This is a genomic window from Pseudomonas sp. MF6755 (genome assembly GCF_016405635.1).
Taxonomy (GTDB): Bacteria; Pseudomonadota; Gammaproteobacteria; order Pseudomonadales; family Pseudomonadaceae; genus Aquipseudomonas; species Aquipseudomonas haemolytica.
The window spans coordinates 67033-85025 of sequence record NZ_JAEKDA010000008.1; the positions used below are offsets into that span (position 1 = coordinate 67033).

The window sequence follows — 17993 nt, forward strand, 5'->3', positions numbered from 1 at the left end:
GTTGAATACTGATCGTCCGTCAGGCCACGCCCGTCCTCGCGACGGGCTTTTTCATTCTGGCGAGCCATACTTGCCCATTCGCCCAATCAAGGAAACCCAATCGGTGCAGGTTTTGATCCAATGGACATTGCGGCTGATGTGCATGCTGTGGCTCACCCAAGTACCGGCAAGCCTGGCGGCCGTCAGCTTGCCCTTCAAGCTGGTGCCAGCGTTTATCCCGCTTGAACCTATGCCCCTGGCCCCCGCGGAGCAGCAGTGGCTGGCGGCGCATCGGACATTGAAGGTGGGCATTTCCATTGATGACTATCAGCCGATTGATATCACCCGCGACCGCAATCGCTACCAGGGCATCAGTGCCGATTACCTGAGCCTGGTCGGCGCTCGCCTGCAGATGCCCATGCAGGTGCTGGGCTTTGCCGAGCGGGCCCAGGCGGTTGAAGCGTTGCGCAGTGGGGCCATCGATATCCTGACCAGCGCCAATGGCTATGAACGTGATACCCCCGGGTTGCAGTTCACCCAGGACTACATGCCCGACCAATCGGTGGTAGTGCTGCGTCGTGACGAGTTTCAAGAGGACGACCTGGCGGGCAAGAAAGTGGTGCTACTCGACGGTTACGCCAATGTGCATAAGGTGCAGGCGGCCTATCCCGACAGCCACATTATGCTTGCGCCCAACCTTTACAGCGGCCTGGAAGCACTCAAGCAAGGCGACGCCGATGCGTTTATCGGCAATGAAGTGATTGTGCGGGCCTACAAGTCGCTGCGGCCTTACCTGGGCTTGCAGATCAAGGAGCAAAGCCGGCTGGCGCCCATCGGCTTTGCCTTCGCCACTCGCGCTGCGGAGCCTTTACTGGGGGCGATGATGAACCGCGCCCTGGCGAGCATCGACGAGTCGGTGCAACGGGAAATCCTCGCCCGCTGGACCACCGGGCTCGGCGTCGGTTTCACCGGTGAGCGTGTTGAGCTGTCGGCTTCGGAACACACGTGGTTGATGCAGCATCCTCATGTCGTGGTGGTGGCCCAGCAGATGTCGCCCTACATATTCAAGGACAAGGACGGTCACTGGGTAGGCATGAACGTCGACCTGCTGCATCGCATCTCGCGCATGACCGGTTTGCAGTTTGTCTTCGAAGAGGTGCACTCCACCGCGCAAACCCTGGAGTGGTTGGAAACCGGCAGGGCGCAGATGAACACCACCCTCGCGGCGAATCAGGAGCGCAGGGCGCTGCTCGACTTCAGTCATGGCTTTGGTGGCTCCGGCTGGGTGTTTGTCGAACGCGCCGATGCCACGCCGCTGACCGGTTTGAAACAGCTGGAGGGCAAGGTCCTGGCGCTGCCGGCGCGCCATGTGTTGGAGAGTGATATCCGCCAGATGCACCCTGGGATCGAACTACGCCTGGTGAACAATTACGCCGAGGCCCGTGAACTGGTGCAGCGCGGCGAGGCGGCGGCGACGCTGCAGACCGAAGTCGAGGTGCAGAGTTACACCGAAGATGGCTTGCGTATCGGCCGCAGTGTCGACGGCAAGTGGTCATCCAACTGCCTGTCGGTACGCAAGGACCAGCCTGAGCTGTTGAGCATTCTGAACAAGGCCCTGGAAGCGTTGCCGGTGGCCGAGTTGAACGCGTTGCGCATGCGCTGGATTGGCGCCGTGGCGATTCCGCTGCCGGTCTGGCAACGAGTGCCGCCCTGGGCCTATTGGACGGTGGCCACGGCGTTGCTGTTTGTCCTGGTATCGCTGGTATGGAACAGCCGGCTCAAGCGCCAAATTCGCCAGCGACTGGAGGCCGAGCAGCGCCTCAATGACCAATTGGCGTTCAAGCGCGCCTTGCTCGACGGCATGCCCAACCCGCTGTTCGTGCGCGACTTGGCCGGGCGGCTGATGACCTGCAACAAGAGTTATGAACAGCAACTGGCGACCCGGCTGGAGCTGATCCAGGGCCTGACGCTGATGGAGAGCGGGGTAATGCCCGAGGCGACGGCGGCGCGCCTGCACGCCAGCCACATGGAGCAATTGGCGACGCAGCAGTCATTGTTTGTCGACCGACAGTTGGAGTTCAACGGCGGCAGCTTCCACGTCTACCAGTGGACCGTGCCTTTCTTCGATGCCCAGGGCCGCTTGCAGGGGCTGTTGGGCGGTTGGATCGATATCAACGAACGCAAAGACCTGGAGCACCAACTGATGGATGCCCGCCAGGCCGCCGACGAAGCGAACTACGCCAAAAGTGCATTTCTCTCGGCCTTGAGCCACGAGATCCGCACACCCATGACCGCCATCATCGGTTTGCTCGAGCTGGAACAGGAGCGCTGCCTTTCAAGCGGCCAGCCGGTTTCCCAAGCGCTGCAGGTGGCCCATCGTTCGGCGCGCGAGCTGATTGCGCTGATGGGCGACAGCCTGGACCTGGCCAAGATCGAGGCCGGTCACCTGCAACTGGTTCCGCAGACCACTGAGCTGAAGGGTTTCTTCGAAGGCATTCAGCGCCTGTTCGAAGCCACGGCGCAAAAAAAGGGCCTGCATTTGACCCTGGCATTTGATCCCGCCGCCCAGGGCTATTACTGGTTCGACCCGCTGCGCCTGCGCCAGGTGATGCACAACCTGTTGGGCAATGCGCTGAAGTTTACCGAGCAAGGCGGTGTTCGCCTCAGTGTCACCTGCCAAAGGGATGACACCGATACGGAATACCTGCACCTGTGCGTCGAGGACAGTGGCCCCGGAATCAGTGCCGAGCAACAGCCGCGGGTGTTCAAGCCGTTTACTCAGGTGAGCGCATTGACGGCGGCGGAACATGGCGGAACCGGGCTGGGCCTGAGTATCTGCAAGCAATTGGTGGAGTTGATGGGCGGGCGCATTCACCTCGACAGCGTGGTGGGCGAGGGTACGGTGGTGTGTATTGATCTGCGTCTGGATCGGGTCAGCACCGATGATGTGCCGGCGACGCCTACCGTAACCTTGCCACCCGTGGGGCGCAGTCTGTCGGTGCTGGTGGTCGATGACCTGGCGGCCAATCGCCTGGTGCTGGCTCAGCAGTTGCAGTTCCTCGGTCATCAGGTGATTGCCCTGGATTCGGCCGAGGCCGCGTTGCAACGCTGGCGTGAGCAGCGTTTCGACGTGCTGGTGACCGATTGCCAGATGCCGGGCATGTCCGGCTATGCCTTGAGCGAGGCGATCCGGCGCATCGAAGCCGAGGAACAACGAACCCGTTGCGCGTTGATCGGTTGCACCGCGAACGCCATGAAAGATGAACAACGACGCTGCGAGGACGCCGGTATGGATGAACTGTTGGTCAAGCCGGTGACCCTGGAGCACTGGAACCGAGTGCTGGCCCGAGTTGCGCCGCAGCGGTCGTTCGATATCCAGGCCTTGCGCACCATGACCCAGGCCGACGGGCCAGTGCTGCACAGTATGTTGAAGGAACTGGCAAAGAGCCTGGACCACGAACATGAGGTATTGGCCAGCGCCCTGGCCGAGCGCGATGTTGCACGCTTGAATGCGGCGTTGCATCGGCTCAAGGGCATTTGCTCACTGGTGGACGCACTGCCGCTGGCCAAGGCGTGCGTGGCCCTGGAAAAGTGCGCGCGTGAGCAACGCGGCGCCGAGCTTGAGGAGCCTTGGTTGAAGTTGTCCGAAGTATTGAAGGTGTTTCGTCGCGACCTGCAACCCTACTTGGATGCCCAATATTAGGACATGTCCTATGGGGCTGTGCGGGGCTTCTGAGTAGTGTGTCAGGCATCTGCCCCGATGCTGACTCAATGCCCTATGCGATCTCTCAATGTCCTGATCCTCGAAGACAACCCGTTTCAATTGATGGCACTGCACCAGATGTTCAATGCCAACGGCGTGTTCAATGTACTGACCGCTGAAAATGTCGAAACGGCCCGCCAATCCCTGGACAGCAAAGGCCCGGTGGATATCGCCATCTGCGATCTGTACCTGGAGCAGGGCGATGGCCTGGAGCTGATCCGCGAATTGGCTGAGCGTCGCCTGGCCCAGGTGCTGATTCTGCTCAGCAATGCCGAGCCTGATGTGCTGGAAGGCGTGGCGAACATGGCGCGGCAACTGGGGCTCAAGGTGTTGGCGTGCTTGCCAAAACCGGCCTCGGCAACGTTGATCGGGCAGGTGTTGGCCGATTGCCAGACGCACTTGCGCCCGGGGCCACCGGTGCTGTCCTGGGAGCGCGTGCGCCAGTTGCTGGGCTTGAGCGACAGGGAGCAGTTGCCGCCTTCGGCGGATGTCAGCCAGGCCACCATCGCGCGTTGTGGCAGGGTCTGGTATCAACCCATCGTCAGCCAGGCAGGTGTGCTGCAAGGTGTCGAGGCGCTGGCGCGCTGGCAGTTGCCGGAAGGTGAGTTGCTGCTGCCCGACGAGTTCCTGCCGCTGCTGGAGTTTGCCGGCATGGAAGAGGCGTTTACCTGGCACGTGCTGGAACAGGCGCTTGGCCTGGCGAACCAGGTCATGGGCGAGACCGGCCAAGTGCTGCCGGTGGCGGTGAATATTCCGGGGCGCATGCTCGAGCGCGGGCACTTTCCCCAGGTGCTGCAAGGCTTACTGCAACTTCATGGCGTGCCCGCCCATAGCCTGACCCTGGAACTGGTGGAAACCTCAACGTTGAAAACCGACAGCGCCCATGTCACCGGGTTGCTGCGCTTGCGAATGTTGGGGTGCCAGTTGTCCATCGGCGATTTCGGCATGGGCGGCACCAGCCTGCAGCATTTGCTGGAATTGCCTTTCACCGAACTGAAAATTCCCCCGGCGTTCGCCTGCGGGATGGCCAAAGACGACCGCAAGGCAGCGGTGGTGGCGGGAGCCATGAGCATGGCCAAGCGGCTGGACATCGCCGTGGTGGTCACCGGCGTGGAAACTGCCGCCGACTATCACGCCGTGGGGGAACTGGGTGCAGCGTGGCTGCAAGGTTGCTTCATTGCCCGGCCGATGGACGCTGATGCGCTCAAGCAATGGATCGCATTCCAGGCTAGGCCAGCCCGTGTTCCTGCACATAAATAAACAGCGCGGCATCGTTGCCCAGGCCCAGCTTGCGCATGGCGCCGACTTTTTGCGCACTGACGGTCTGCTTGCTGCGATGCAGGTGGGCGGCGATCGCGCCCACGGTCATGCCACTGGCCAGCAGGCGAATCACCTCCAGCTCCCGGGGTGACAGCTGTTCCTGGGAGTGCAGGCGATCGGCGCCGACTTCGCCGGCCAGGCTCAGCGCCTGGCGAATGGTCTGGGCCACATAGGGGCGTTGCTGACGCATCTGGCGGATCGCCTGCGGCAGTTCATCGGCCAGGCTGGCCTTGCTCAGCAGGCCCATCACGCCCAACGCCAGGATGGAATGAAACAGACCGGCATTATTGAGCATGGTCACCACCACAATGGGCAGGTCCGGATAGTGCCGGCGCAGTTGCTCGATCAGGCGCAAGCCGTCGGCCTGGGGTTCGGCGGGCATCATGAAGTCGGTCACCAGCACATCGCAGGCACAGTGTTGCAGCAACGCATTGAGCGCTTGTGGCGAGTTGGCTTCGCCGACGATGCTGATGTGCGGGTCACGCTCGAGTACGGCGCGCAGGCCAATCAGGAAAATCGGGTGATCGTCGGCAATGACGATACGCAAAGGCGGTTCAGACGCGGCTCTCAAGGCAGGCTCCCGGGTTAATCCAGGGATTCTAGCCTGTGAGCGGATGTTTTTTCTCTGTCATATTTTCCGTGCATGCTCGTTTTCCTTAAGCAGTGGATTACACGAAATGTAGAACTTTCTGCTTTGAGCACGGGTCACTTGAATGTCAGCCTCTTCGTGACATTTTTGTTTTTCGAACCTTTTTCGAATGATTGAGTGGTGATCGAGATGGAAAGTATCAACCTATTGCTCAGTGAAGCGCTGAGCCCTTATCAGGTTACGCTGACCACTTCTGGTGTGCGGGACGACTGCCTGGTAACCGTGAAGAATCCCGGTGGCGCCATCGTGGTTGAACGCGAAGTCGACCGTGCGCAGTTGACCGACAAACGCGTGTTGGTGGACGTGGTGGATTGCCTGCTGCGCGACCTGAAAATCGCCGAAGGGCGCCTTGAACCCTCTGTCATTGCTGCCTTGCGCAACGCCGCCCAAACCCGTGGCGGCGCCCTTGCATGAAACATTATTTTTCTTCGGAACCTTCCTACGCGGCGGTCAGTCAGAGTTCGTAACAGCAAGAGCGAGCATTGTGCTCCGGTGCTTGTAGCTTGCTGTACTGGTCTTTGTAGGCCACGTTTAACCCCGAGTTGTCTCCCCACTGCTCGGGGTTTCTTTTTGCCCGCGATTTACCAACGAATTTTTTCATGGCTCGGGTGAGTCCTGGAAAATGCGCGGGTTATCTTGCAAATAATGCGCCCGGGTCTGCGGGTCCAGCCATGAGGCATAGGATTGCTGGAGCTGCGCCTGGGGGATGTCACGCAGTACCTGGTTGATGCGTTCGATGGCCTGGCGGCCCTCGGCGGTGTCCGAACAGCCAATATGGATGCGCTGGTAAGGCGCGGTGCCTTTGATCGGGAAAAACCTCAAGTCTTCCGCGGCGATCTGCTGTTGCAAGGCGTGATAACGGATCTCGGGCCAGTAACCCAATACCGCTTCCAACCGGCCAAGACGCTGCATTTGCAACAAGCTGCCCAAGGCATCGTTACCGTAATGCAATGCCAGCTTGTGTGACTCTGCATGCTTGAGGCGGTCGTCGATGACAGGGCCGTAGCTGCGCTCGGCAGTCGCGCCCAGGCGGGTGCCGGGCGTGTCGAGAAAACCCTGTAGATCGAACTCGCCGGCGGCAATGAAGGGCGCCATGGCCTGCTGCTGGCTGCGCCGGATCATCACGCCATTGCTCACCACCACCAATGCCTGGGCCGAAAACGCAACGTACTGCGCCCGCTCCGGTGTCCAGAGCATTGAGGGATCGCAGGTCGTCGACGCGGCGGCCCGCAGCATCTGCGTGCCGCGGGCGCGATTGACGTGCAGGACCTGATGTTGATACTCCGGCAAGCGCTCGATAAGTTTGGGCAACAGCTGATCCAGCGCGCCCTGGCCTTTTTTCGGGCCTTCGAAGATGGTCAGGGGTGGCAAGTCGCGCAGCAACCAGGTCAGCGTGCCCTCGGCACTCGCCGGTAGCGGCCAAGTGGCTACCAACCCCGTGATAAGACACAGGCGCAGCAGTCGACGCTTGGCGCCCCCCGCCATCAGATCGCGCCATCCTCACGCAGGCGGGTGATGGCCGCGGCGTCGTAGCCCAGGGCATTGAGCACCACACTGTTGTGTTCGCCCAGTTGCGGGCCGACCCATTCACAACTGCCAGGCGTGTCCGAGAGCTTGGGCACGATGCCTGGCATCTTGAAGTCCTTGCCGTCTGGAAGCTGTGCCTTGAGGAACATTTCCCTGGCCAGGAATTGCGGGTCACCCAGCATGTCTTCGGCGCTGTAGATGCGGCTGGCGGGTACCTCGGCTTTGTTCAGTTGCTCAACCACCTGATCCAGCGGCAGCGAATTGACCCAGCGGTCGATCACGCCGTACAGCTCGTCGCGGCGCAGGTCACGCCCGTCATTGCTGGCCAACTGCGGATCATTCGCCAAGTCGTCACGCCCGATGGTCGCCATGAAGCGTTTGAAGATCGCATCGCCATTGGCGCCGATCTGCACATGCTTGCCGTCCGCGCTGGTGTGGATCGAGGACGGGGTGATGCCGGGCATGATGTTGCCGGTGCGTTCGCGAATAAACCCGAACACATCGAATTCGGGGATCATGCTCTCCATCATGGCGAAGATGGCTTCATACAGCGCCACATCCACCACTTGGCCCAGGCCACCATTGACTTCGCGATGACGCAGCGCCATCAGCGCGCCGATCACGGCCCACAGCGCAGCAATCGAATCGCCGATGGAAATCCCGGTGCGCACCGGCGGGCGGTCCTCGAAACCGGTGATATAGCGCAAACCGCCCATGGACTCGCCCACCGCGCCAAAGCCTGGCTGGTCCTTCATCGGCCCGGTCTGGCCGAAGCCCGAGAGGCGCACCATCACCAGCTTGGGGTTCAGTGCGTGCAGGGTTTCCCAGCTCAGGCCGAGCTTTTCCAGCACACCAGGGCGGAAGTTTTCGATCAGGATGTCGGCGTCGGCCAGTAGTTGCTTGAGGATCGCCAGGCCATCCGGGTGTTTGAGGTTGAGGGTCAGCGACTGCTTGTTGCGCGCTTGTACGAACCACCACAACGAGGTGCCTTCATACAGCTTGCGCCATTTGCGCAGCGGGTCGCCGCCGTCCGGGGATTCGACCTTGATCACCTCGGCACCGAACTCAGCGCAGATACGCGACGCAAACGGGCCGGCGATCAGCGTGCCCAGTTCGATGACTTTCAGGCCGGCAAGTGGTTTGGCATTAAGCGACATGGGGATCCTTACAAGCGCGGGACGGTGGTGTATTGCCTTTTAACATAGGCGAGCGCCCCAGGGATAAGGATGATGCAGCGCAGTATTCGTTGAATGGCCTCGCCATCGGTTAGACTGGCCGCCTTTCCTTGTCTCTAGAAGCCCGTTCATGGCCCAGCCGTCCACGACCTACAAATTCGAACTCAACCTCACCGACCTCGACCGCTCGGTGTACGAGAGCGTTAAACAGACCATCGCCCGCCACCCTTCGGAAACCGAAGAGCGCATGACCGTGCGTCTGCTGGCCTACGCCCTTTGGTACAACGAGCAGTTGGCGTTCGGGCGTGGCCTGTCAGATGTAGACGAGCCGGCCCTGTGGGAAAAAAGCCTGGATGATCGGGTTTTGCACTGGATCGAAGTCGGCCAGCCGGATGCCGACCGCCTGACCTGGTGCTCGCGCCGCACTGAACGCACCAGCCTGCTGGCCTATGGCAGCCTGCGCGTGTGGGAAGGCAAGGTGGTGCCGGTGGCCAACAACCTGAAAAACGTGCACATCGCCGCCGTGCCCCAGGAAGTCCTCGAGACCCTGGCCAAGGACATGCCCCGCGTAATCAAGTGGGACGTGATGATCAGCGAAGGCACGATCTTCGTCACCGACGACCGTGGCCAGCATGAAGTGCAACTGCAATGGCTGGTTGGCGAGCGCGGTTGAAGCAAGCCCCCTCCCACATTTGAGCTGTGTTGCCTGAAGAATTGTCGTTTAACCGTTGTATTAGAAGAGAAGCGCCCGTCACCCCATGCGTATCGATCCCCGCCCATTGCCCGCCGTCCTGCCTTTTCTCGGTGAATTGCCGCCGCTGTTGACCCGCCTCTATGCCGCACGCGGGGTGCAATCGCAAGCCGAGCTGGACAAGAGCCTGGCGCGGTTGATTCCGTATCAGCAGCTCAAGGGTATCGACGCGGCGGTGGACTTGCTGGTGACTGCCCTGGAGCAGCGCCAGCGCATCCTTATCGTCGGTGACTTCGACGCCGATGGCGCCACGGCGAGCACGGTGGGTACCTTGGGCCTGCGTTTGCTCGGGGCGGCCCATGTCGACTACCTGGTGCCTAATCGCTTCGAGTATGGCTACGGCCTGACCCCGGAAATTGTCGCGGTGGCGCTGCAGCGCGAGCCGCAGTTGCTGATCACCGTGGACAACGGTATCTCCAGCGTCGAAGGCGTGGCAGCGGCAAAGGCGGCGGGTTTGAAGGTACTGGTGACCGACCACCACTTGCCGGGCGATGAATTGCCGGCGGCGGACGCCATCGTCAATCCTAACCAGCCGGGCTGCGGGTTCCCCAGCAAGGCCTTGGCCGGTGTCGGCGTAATCTTCTACGTGTTGCTGGCCCTGCGCGCGCGTTTGCGCAGCCTGGGTTGGTATGACAACAGTCCACAGCCAAACATTGGTGAACTGCTCGACCTGGTGGCCCTGGGCAGCGTTGCCGACGTGGTACCACTGGACGCCAACAACCGCATCCTTGTCCATCAGGGCCTGGAGCGTATTCGTGCCGGTCGGGCACGGCCGGGGATCAAGGCGATCCTCGAAGTGGCCAAGCGCGACCATGCCCGCATCACCTCTACCGATCTGGGTTTTATCCTCGGCCCGCGTCTGAATGCGGCCGGGCGCCTGGACGATATGAGCCTGGGCATCGAATGCCTGCTGACCACGGATTTTGCCGCCGCACGGGAAATGGCCGCGCAACTGGACGGCATGAACCAGGACCGCAAATCCATCGAGCAAGGCATGCAGCGCGAAGCCCTGGCCCAGCTCAAGGACTTGCCGGTGGAGTCGATGCCGTACGGCTTGTGCCTGTTCGACCCGGAGTGGCACCAAGGGGTGATCGGGATCCTGGCGTCGCGCATGAAGGAGCGTTATTTCCGCCCGACCATCGCCTTTGCTGATGCGGGTGACGGCCTGCTCAAGGGCTCTGGGCGTTCGGTGCAGGGCTTTCATATCCGCGATGCACTGGCTGTGGTCGCCAGCCAGCACCCCAATCTGATCACCAAGTACGGCGGCCACGCCATGGCGGCGGGGTTGACATTGCCTGAGGCGAACTTCCCACTGTTTGCCGAAGCCTTTGATGCCGAAGTGCGTCGGCAACTGCGTGAAGAAGACCTCACCGGCCGCCTGCTCTCCGACGGTACATTGGCTGTGGAAGAGTTCCACCTCGAACTGGCCCGCGCCCTGCGTCATGCCGGCCCGTGGGGGCAACACTTTCCCGAGCCGTTGTTTCACGGTGTGTTCCAGTTGGTGGAACAGCGTGTCGTGGGCGAACGGCACTTGAAGGTCGTGCTCAAGACCGAATGCGGTTCAGTGAAGCTCGATGGCATTGCCTTTGGCGTGGACCGTGAGGTGTGGCCGAACCCGACCGTGCGTTGGGTGGAATTGGCCTACAAGCTGGACGTGAACGAGTTTCGTGGAAATGAAACCGTGCAGTTGATGATCGCGCACATCGAACCACGCTGAATCTCAGCCACAGCACAAGGCAAATGTGGGAGGGGCTTGCTCCCGATAGTGGTAGCGCAGTCACAACATCATTGACTGTCACTCTGCTATCGGGAGCAAGCCCCCTCCCACATTTGGTTTTGTGTACAGCCCTGGAGCTATTCGGTTTTGGCCTGGTGCTTGACGATGATATCCACCAAGCGCTTGGCCAGTGCCGGGTAGTTCTCATCGAAGTGATGCCCGCCCGGCAGCTTCAACGCTTCACCCACGGCCGTCTTGTCAGTACAGCCACTCTCGTCGACTTCCTCGGCACCGTAGATGCACACCACTTTGTCCGCCGGCAGCTTGGCCATTTCCGGGCCGGTCGCGGCTTCTTTGCCGGCGTTGCCGAGCCAACCTTCCACTTCGATTTCAAAGCTGCCGGTGCGGGCGAATGCCAGCAGGATGATCGCGTCGACCCGCTGTTGCTCGCTTTCCGGCAGACGGTTGTAGATAGCGGGCAGTACGTCGGCGCCGAACGAGTAACCGGTCAGCACAAAGCGCTTGGTGCCCCACTTCTGCCGATAGTGCTGCATCAGCTCGGTAAGGTCCTTGGCGCTTTGCTCCGGGGTCTTGTGCTGCCAGTAGTAGCGCAGGGTGTCGATGCCGACCACCGGGTAGCCGAGCTTGGCCATCTCGCCGGCCACGTCGCGGTCCAGGTCACGCCAGCCGCCGTCACCGGAGAGGAACAGGGTCACGGTGTCCTTGGCTTGGCCAGCCGGCACTTCCACCACCGGAATCGCCAGGCCGCCGTTGTCCGAGCCGATCAGTTGCTTGCGCAACTCATTGTTCAGTACTTGCGGGTAATGAATGTCGTAGTCGCTGATGCTGGTGGTGGCACGCGGTGTGTCGCGTACGAAACTGGCGCTTTCATCGTCAGGGTTGTCGTTCCACGCCACCAGCCAGTTGCCATGGGCGGAGGTTTTCGGCAGCGGGTCCTTGCAGCCTTCCTGAGACAGTGCGAAGCCTACGGAGATGGCGTTGGCCTTGTCGTCGTTCTGTGTGGCCAGCCAGCGCCAGGCGAGGGCGGCGCCAGGGCCGATGCCGCTGACCAGCGTCGCCGGGCCTTTAAGCTGGGCCAGGGCGCTTTGCAGGGCTTGTTCCTGCAATGTGCAGTCAGCCTTGGGCAGGATCACCTGAACGATTTGCGCTGCGCCGCCCTGGCTCAGGGCAATCAATTGGCTGTCGGTCAGGGCTTCGTCGGCCATCACGGCCACGGCCACGCGGGCTTTCGCGGCGCTGGCCGGGGTCACGCGGGTCATCACCGAACCGTCGGCCTGGGGCAATTGCTCCAGGGTCGGTTGCGGGGCAGGGCGGTTCCAGTACCAAAAGCCACCCGCCGCGATCAGCGCAAGCAGCACTACAAGGGCCAATACATACCGCCAGGAGCGTCGAATCATCAGCGTTTCACCAATCCAGTCAAGCCGCCCGCGATCAGGGCGGCGGTATCGGCCAGTGCCACCAGCGGATCAAGTCCTGCGGGCACGGCCATGTAACGGGGTTCCCAGTCAGGCTGGAACTTGTCTTTGAAGCGGCGCAAACCTTGAAAGTTATACAGTTGCTCGCCACGGCGGAACACCATCGAGCCCAGGCGTTGGGTCAAGGGTGCGCCACGGCGGGGTTGCAGACCCGACAGCGGCACCATGCCGAGGCTGAAGCGGGCGTAGCCGTGGTTCTTATAATGTTGAATCAGGCCAACCATCATGAATTCCATGGTCAGCTTGGGTGCGTCCGGGTGGGCGCGCATCAGGTCGAGGCTGGCCAGGTCGTGGTTGTAAGTCTCGAGCAGGTTGGCGAAAGCCACCGGGCGACCTTCGAAGCGAATGATCGCGATACGGAAGTGCTTGAGGTAGTCGTCACTGAAACGGCCCAGGGAGAAGCCCTTTTCGCGCACATTCTTACCGGTAAGCCACGCATCGGAGATGACTTTTAATTCATCCATCGGTGCCTGGCCTGGCTCGAAGATCTCCAGGGACAGACCGTCCCGGGTGCCACGGTTCCAGGTGTAGCGCAAATCCTTCATCTCTTTGCCCTTGGCTTCCAGGTCAAAGCGTTTCAGGTCGACGCGGGCTTCTTCGCCCAGCTTGATCGCAGTGAGGCCGATGTCCATGTAGTACGGCAGGTTCTCGGCACGTACCTGATAAAACACCGGGCGGGCGTGGTGGATGTCACACAGGTCACGGAACTGCCAGATCATCTCGGCGCGGGGTTGGGTCGGGCCGATCGGGTCATACAAGGCCACCAGGCTGCGCCCGCGACGGGCGTACATCAGGAAGGCTTCATCGTTAGGGTGGAACAGCAGCGCCTTGTCACCGGTCAGCGCCAGGCCGCCGTCGGGTTGGGAGGAGGCCATCAGGATTTTGGTGGCGCGCTCCAGTTCTTCAGGTGTAGGCAAGTGGATGACCGGGCGTGCAGTGCGCAGCAGCCAGGTCAGCGACACAATCACCAGCAGCACGGCGGCGCCCAGCAATGAGCGCAAGCCTCGCGGGGCGTTGGCGTCGAGGGTGAACTGCCACCACAGTTGATGGCTGTAGGGCACGTCCTGATAGGCGAACAACAGCAGCCAGATCGAAGCGCCGAGTACACAGACACTGGCCACCAGGTACAGCGGCGAAAAAGGCAGCTCGGTCAGGCGGCTGGCGCGGTAGAACGAGCGACGGAAGATTGCCAGCAGCACCGCCGTCATGGTCATCAGGCTGGCTTCTTCCCAGTCGAAGCCTTTAAGCAGCGAGAGCAGGGCACCCACCAGCAGCAGCACCATGGTCAGCATCCAGGCTGCCGACAAACGTCGACGCAGGCCCTGGGCTAGCAGCAGGCACAACACGCCGATCAGGCTCGCGCCAAAGTGCGACGCGTCAATCAGGCGGTGGGGAATCAGGAAGCCGATGTTTTCCAGGCGTGAGTCGATCTCCGGCGTGGCGCCGGAAAACAGCAGGACCACGCCGGACAAAAAAACCAGGACGGCCAGTACTGGCGCCGCCAGCCCCGAAGCCACCCGCAGGCTCTGCTGGGTCTGGAACAGGCGCTGTGCCTCGTTGACCAGCAGGAACACACAGGCGATCAGCAGCGGCAGCACCACGTAGATCATCCGGTACAGCAGCAAGGCAGCAGCCAGAGGCGCGGCACCGAGTTTGTCGGCGAAGGCTGCCAGCAGGATCGCTTCGAACACACCCACGCCGCCCGGTACATGGCTGAGCACACCGGCGGCCAGGGCCAGCAGGTACACCAGCAGGAATGGACCGAAGGGTGGTGCTTCCGGCAACAGCAGATAAAGGACGGTGGCGGCAGCGGCGACGTCCAGGGCGGTGATGATCAGTTGCAGGAAGGTCAGGCGCCGACCGGGCAGGCGCAATGTACGGCGCCCGGCCTTGACCAGCAGGTTGTCGGGGTAGGGTTGTTCCGGCAGGCGGCGGCGATAGATGCCGATGCACAATGCGGCTGACAATAGCAGCACGGCGCCGGCGACGCCGCCGAGCAGGCTTTGCGGTAAATGCAGGTAAGTGGAGGCTGCCGGCAGGTTGCTCAATGTGGCCAATGCGGCCAGTGGCGGCAGGGCGCAGCCCAGGGCCAGGCTGGCGAACACCGTCATGTGCGCCACTTCCGACGCGCCGATGCCATGGCGTGCATATAAACGGTAGCGCACCGAGCCGCCCGAGAGCATCGACAAGCCAATGGCGTTGCCGATGGCAAAAGCGGTGAAGCCACCCAGGGCCAGGGTCTTGGCGGGCAACTTCACCCCCGCATAACGTGCGCCGGAGAATTCATAGCCGAGCAGGATAATGAAGCCGGCGACCGCCGCCGCAAATGCACCGAGCAAGGCTGGCTTGGGCACTTCCAGAATCGAATCGTGAAGGGCGTAGAGGTCCAGTTCCAACAGCAGGTGTCGGCAGGCGATCAAGGCGATTGCAAACAACAGCAGCGTAACGGCCAGGCCGATGGGTTGCCGGTACTTGCTCAACAGCTCCAGCCAACGCAAACGGGTGGGGGCGATTGGTTGTTCCGCTGTGACGGTGTCGTGTGGTTCAGACGAGTTGGCGCGCATCAATCACCTCGTGGATTGTGCGCGACAGGATGGAGGTATCCAGCCAAGTTACCAATCCCTATGGACAAAATAATTACAAATATTAACGCGGATCGCCGGGTGCGGCGACTGCGGCCATTGGTCGTAGAGGGTAGCGCTTGAGCATTGAGCATAGCGTGCAGTGAGATGGACTCCACAAACCCTGTGCGGTTTCATGAAAGATGCCATGCCATTGTTTCAGAAGAACTTTTTCACCGGATACAAAAAAGGCCACTCTTTCGAGTAGCCTTTTTTGATGTTTGGTTGCGGGAGCCGGATTTGAACCGACGACCTTCGGGTTATGAGCCCGACGAGCTACCAGACTGCTCCATCCCGCGTCTGTGGGCGGCATTCTACAGCCCAGCGGCAGGGTGTCAACCGTTAATGCGCCGATGGCGTAAATAAGCGCTAATTATTCTGAAATCAAGGCCTTGGCCGCATTTTGCAGAAGCGGCGGATGAAAAACAGGCGCGCACAAAAAAGGCCACTCTTTCGAGTAGCCTTTTTTGATGTTTGGTTGCGGGAGCCGGATTTGAACCGACGACCTTCGGGTTATGAGCCCGACGAGCTACCAGACTGCTCCATCCCGCGTCTGTGTGTCGGCATTCTACAGAGGAACGCGGGTGTGTCAACCTGTGAATCAAAGAAAAGCGCTTGTGGTTCAATCGGTTAGCTCTCCAATGCGAGGTCGTGAACCGCTCGGGACCAGTCAGGCCAAGGCTTTCAGCTCTATCGGAAGGCTAAATTCGATTGAGAAAATAAATTCATCCGGGAAATTTCCTACCACTTGGAAGGAAGAATCAAACTACTGGTGCTATATACAGGGGTGAATGCGATACTGCCCACCCGTTGGTTCACACCCCGTTTATATGACGCAGCGCAAAATCATCCACGTCGACTGTGATTGCTTCTACGCCGCCATCGAGATGCGCGACGACCCGAGCCTGGCTCAAAAGCCGTTGGCCGTCGGCGGCTCGGCTGATCGTCGGGGGGTGATCGCCACCTGCAACTACGAAGCGCGGGCGTACGGGGTTCGTTCCGCCATGTCGTCGCGCCACGCCTTGAAGCTGTGCCCGGACCTGACCATCGTCAAGCCGCGCATGGATGCCTATAAAGAAGCGTCCAAGGAAATCCAGACGATCTTTCGCGACTACACCGACTTGATCGAGCCGTTGTCGCTGGATGAAGCCTACCTCGACGTCTCTGACAGCCCGCATTTTGGCGGCAGTGCCACGCGTATTGCCCAGGACATCCGTCGGCGGGTCTCCAACCAGCTGCATATCACCGTGTCTGCCGGGGTGGCGCCGAACAAGTTTTTGGCCAAGATTGCCAGCGACTGGAAAAAACCCAACGGCCTATTCGTGATTACCCCGGACCAGGTCGAAGACTTTGTGTCGATATTGCCGGTGAGCAAATTGCATGGGGTCGGCAAGGTAACCGCAGACAAACTGGCGCGCCTGGGTATCGAAGACTGCTTGCAGTTGCGCGAGTGGAACAAATTGGCGCTGGTGCGCGAATTCGGCAGTTTTGGCGAGCGCCTGTGGAGCCTGGCCCGTGGGATTGATGATCGCGTGGTGCAGAACGACAGCCGTCGACAGTCCATCAGTGTGGAAAATACCTACGATGTGGATTTGCCGGATCTTTCAAGCTGCCTGGCGAAACTGCCCGAGCTGATGGAAACCCTGGCTGGACGCATTGCGCGTATAGACAGTAGCTACCGGGCGGGCAAGCCGTTCGTCAAAGTGAAGTTTCATGACTTTACCCAGACCACCTTGGAGCAAGCCGGGGCAGGGCGGGATCTGGAAAGTTATCAACAGTTGCTGACCCAGGCGTTCAATCGCGGGGGGAAGCCAGTGCGATTGTTGGGAATTGGCGTGCGCTTGCTGGACCTAAGCGGCGGCAATGAACAGTTAGAGTTCTCCTGGTAGATACCCGGATTAAAACTGTGGGAGGGGGCTTGCTCCCGATGACGGTAGGTCAGTCAATGTATTCAGTGACTGAAACACCGCTATCGGGAGCAAGCCCCCTCCCACATTTAGATCTGCGGTAGTCCTCAGGTTTCAGCGTGCGCCGGGATCTGCGACAAGCCGCCCCGCATCCTTGGTCAGCGCCTGCACAAACTCCTGCTGCAACTCCGGATCATTGCGAGTCAGTTCAATCAGGCTCTGTTCCAGTTCGCTGGCTTCTTCTTCCAGGCCCAGTTCCGACAGGCGCTTGACCCGGTGTACCCACTGGTTCACTTCGTCATCTTCCAGGTCGTCGTAGATCAGGGCATGGGCTTCCAGCAATTTGCCGCGCAGGCTGTTGCTGACTGCCAGGGTCGAGTCCGTATGCACGTCGTCCTGGCCATCTTCCACGCTGATCTTCAAGGTCGTGACGCGGTTCAGGTCCTGCTCGGCGAATGGGCTGTCCAACAGGTTCAGGCGCAGTATGCCGTTGCGGTCGGTGGTCAGCTCATGGGTCTGCTTGCCGGCGCTGACCTGTACCGGGCGCTCGCTCCAGGGCAGGCTCGAATACTCCAGGCGCTTGTCACGCTGGACTTCATCGATAGCTGCCAGGTTCTGTTGCGCACGGCCGTGGGATTGCACGTTCATGAACGGGTTGATGCCGTCCACGCCGTAGCTCAGCCAGTCACGGGTCACGCTCGTGGGCAGGTTGCCGAGGGCGAAGATATTCGCAACGTTGGCGCCCACGCCGGCCACCAACGCCACTGCACCCAGCGGCATCTCATAGAGTTTGCGCCAGGGCTGGTAGGGCGTATAGCGGTCGTAACGACGGGTGACTTCGAATTCGGTGACCTCGAAGGTCTTCTGCTCATGAATGCGAACCCGGCGTTGCGGCAGCTCCAGCACTTTGGGTTCGCCTACATCGATCTGCAGGCTGTGATCGAGCAACTTACGCTCGATCCGCTCCTCGTGCTCACTGCGTTGCGACATCTGATTGGCGCAGCCGCTGACCAGCAGGGCGCCGCACAAGGCGGCGCCCCCCAGGGCTCTGGTGTTTCGCTTGAACATGACTTCTCTTGATCTGGTTT

General features: G+C 60.9%; 12 protein-coding genes and 2 tRNA genes. 6 read left to right on the forward strand and 8 right to left on the reverse strand.

Annotated features, from left to right (window positions below):
* Positions 1 to 103 precede the first annotated feature (103 nt).
* Entirely contained in the window at positions 104 to 3682 is a 3579-nt protein-coding gene (locus JFT66_RS12115) for an ATP-binding protein (protein WP_198859327.1), read from the forward strand.
* Between the two features lie 75 nt (positions 3683 to 3757).
* A complete protein-coding gene (locus JFT66_RS12120) occupies positions 3758 to 5002 on the forward strand; it encodes an EAL domain-containing response regulator (RefSeq protein ID WP_198859328.1) in 1245 nt (414 codons plus the stop codon).
* Here JFT66_RS12120 and JFT66_RS12125 read toward each other — a convergent pair.
* Positions 4971 to 5633, reverse strand: a complete 663-nt coding sequence (locus JFT66_RS12125; RefSeq protein ID WP_198859329.1) for a response regulator transcription factor — start codon at positions 5631 to 5633, stop codon at positions 4971 to 4973. The genes JFT66_RS12120 and JFT66_RS12125 overlap by 32 nt on opposite strands.
* Positions 5634 to 5840: 207 nt before the next feature.
* Here JFT66_RS12125 and JFT66_RS12130 point away from each other — a divergent pair, with 207 nt between their 5' ends.
* Positions 5841 to 6125, forward strand: a complete 285-nt coding sequence (locus JFT66_RS12130) for a DUF3509 domain-containing protein (RefSeq protein ID WP_153839114.1) — start codon at positions 5841 to 5843, stop codon at positions 6123 to 6125.
* A gap of 183 nt (positions 6126 to 6308) precedes the next feature.
* Here JFT66_RS12130 and JFT66_RS12135 read toward each other — a convergent pair whose 3' ends face one another.
* Together JFT66_RS12135 and JFT66_RS12140 are read right to left on the reverse strand one after the other, a co-directional pair.
* Positions 6309 to 7196, reverse strand: coding sequence for a TIGR02285 family protein (locus JFT66_RS12135; protein WP_198859330.1), 888 nt, complete (start codon positions 7194 to 7196; stop codon positions 6309 to 6311).
* Entirely contained in the window at positions 7196 to 8395 is a 1200-nt protein-coding gene (locus JFT66_RS12140) for a CaiB/BaiF CoA transferase family protein (RefSeq protein WP_034115842.1), read from the reverse strand. Before JFT66_RS12140 ends, JFT66_RS12135 begins: the two co-directional genes overlap by 1 nt.
* Positions 8396 to 8543: 148 nt before the next feature.
* Between JFT66_RS12140 and JFT66_RS12145 the strand changes: the two genes are divergently transcribed.
* Positions 8544 to 9086, forward strand: coding sequence for a YaeQ family protein (locus tag JFT66_RS12145; protein ID WP_003193952.1), 543 nt, complete (start codon positions 8544 to 8546; stop codon positions 9084 to 9086).
* Positions 9087 to 9171: 85 nt separating this feature from the next.
* On the forward strand, positions 9172 to 10881 hold the full coding sequence (gene recJ / locus JFT66_RS12150; protein WP_198859331.1) for a single-stranded-DNA-specific exonuclease RecJ: 1710 nt from the start codon (positions 9172 to 9174) through the stop codon (positions 10879 to 10881).
* Positions 10882 to 11018: 137 nt separating this feature from the next.
* Here the strand turns inward: recJ and JFT66_RS12155 are convergent, their stop codons facing one another.
* The 4 genes from JFT66_RS12155 to JFT66_RS12170 form a co-directional block, all read right to left on the reverse strand.
* Complete coding sequence (locus JFT66_RS12155) at positions 11019 to 12299, reverse strand: virulence factor family protein (RefSeq protein WP_198859332.1); 1281 nt, start codon at positions 12297 to 12299, stop codon at positions 11019 to 11021.
* On the reverse strand, positions 12299 to 14941 hold the full coding sequence (gene mprF, locus JFT66_RS12160; RefSeq protein WP_034115839.1) for a bifunctional lysylphosphatidylglycerol flippase/synthetase MprF: 2643 nt from the start codon (positions 14939 to 14941) through the stop codon (positions 12299 to 12301). Before mprF ends, JFT66_RS12155 begins: the two co-directional genes overlap by 1 nt.
* Before the next feature lie 279 nt (positions 14942 to 15220).
* Positions 15221 to 15297: transfer RNA gene (locus JFT66_RS12165), tRNA-Met, on the reverse strand.
* Positions 15298 to 15473: 176 nt separating this feature from the next.
* Positions 15474 to 15550: transfer RNA gene (locus JFT66_RS12170), tRNA-Met, on the reverse strand.
* A gap of 278 nt (positions 15551 to 15828) precedes the next feature.
* Here JFT66_RS12170 and dinB point away from each other — a divergent pair.
* Entirely contained in the window at positions 15829 to 16887 is a 1059-nt protein-coding gene (dinB, locus tag JFT66_RS12175; protein WP_034115838.1) for a DNA polymerase IV, read from the forward strand.
* 132 nt (positions 16888 to 17019) lie between these two features.
* Here dinB and JFT66_RS12180 read toward each other — a convergent pair whose 3' ends face one another.
* A complete protein-coding gene (locus tag JFT66_RS12180; RefSeq protein ID WP_034115837.1) occupies positions 17020 to 17973 on the reverse strand; it encodes a lipoprotein in 954 nt (317 codons plus the stop codon).
* Between the last annotated feature and the right edge of the window lie 20 nt (positions 17974 to 17993).

What these genes read in the sequence shown, in the direction of transcription:
- JFT66_RS12120 (WP_198859328.1), top strand. Translation starts at nt 3,758, where the DNA reads ATGCGATCTCTCAATGTCCTGATCCTCGAAGACAACCCGTTTCAATTG.
- JFT66_RS12130 (WP_153839114.1), top strand. Translation starts at nt 5,841, where the DNA reads ATGGAAAGTATCAACCTATTGCTCAGTGAAGCGCTGAGCCCTTATCAG.
- JFT66_RS12135 (WP_198859330.1), bottom strand. Translation starts at nt 7,196, where the DNA reads ATGGCGGGGGGCGCCAAGCGTCGACTGCTGCGCCTGTGTCTTATCACG.
- JFT66_RS12140 (WP_034115842.1), bottom strand. Translation starts at nt 8,395, where the DNA reads ATGTCGCTTAATGCCAAACCACTTGCCGGCCTGAAAGTCATCGAACTG.
- JFT66_RS12145 (WP_003193952.1), top strand. Translation starts at nt 8,544, where the DNA reads ATGGCCCAGCCGTCCACGACCTACAAATTCGAACTCAACCTCACCGAC.
- recJ (WP_198859331.1), top strand. Translation starts at nt 9,172, where the DNA reads ATGCGTATCGATCCCCGCCCATTGCCCGCCGTCCTGCCTTTTCTCGGT.
- JFT66_RS12155 (WP_198859332.1), bottom strand. Translation starts at nt 12,299, where the DNA reads ATGATTCGACGCTCCTGGCGGTATGTATTGGCCCTTGTAGTGCTGCTT.
- mprF (WP_034115839.1), bottom strand. Translation starts at nt 14,941, where the DNA reads ATGCGCGCCAACTCGTCTGAACCACACGACACCGTCACAGCGGAACAA.
- dinB (WP_034115838.1), top strand. Translation starts at nt 15,829, where the DNA reads ATGACGCAGCGCAAAATCATCCACGTCGACTGTGATTGCTTCTACGCC.
- JFT66_RS12180 (WP_034115837.1), bottom strand. Translation starts at nt 17,973, where the DNA reads ATGTTCAAGCGAAACACCAGAGCCCTGGGGGGCGCCGCCTTGTGCGGC.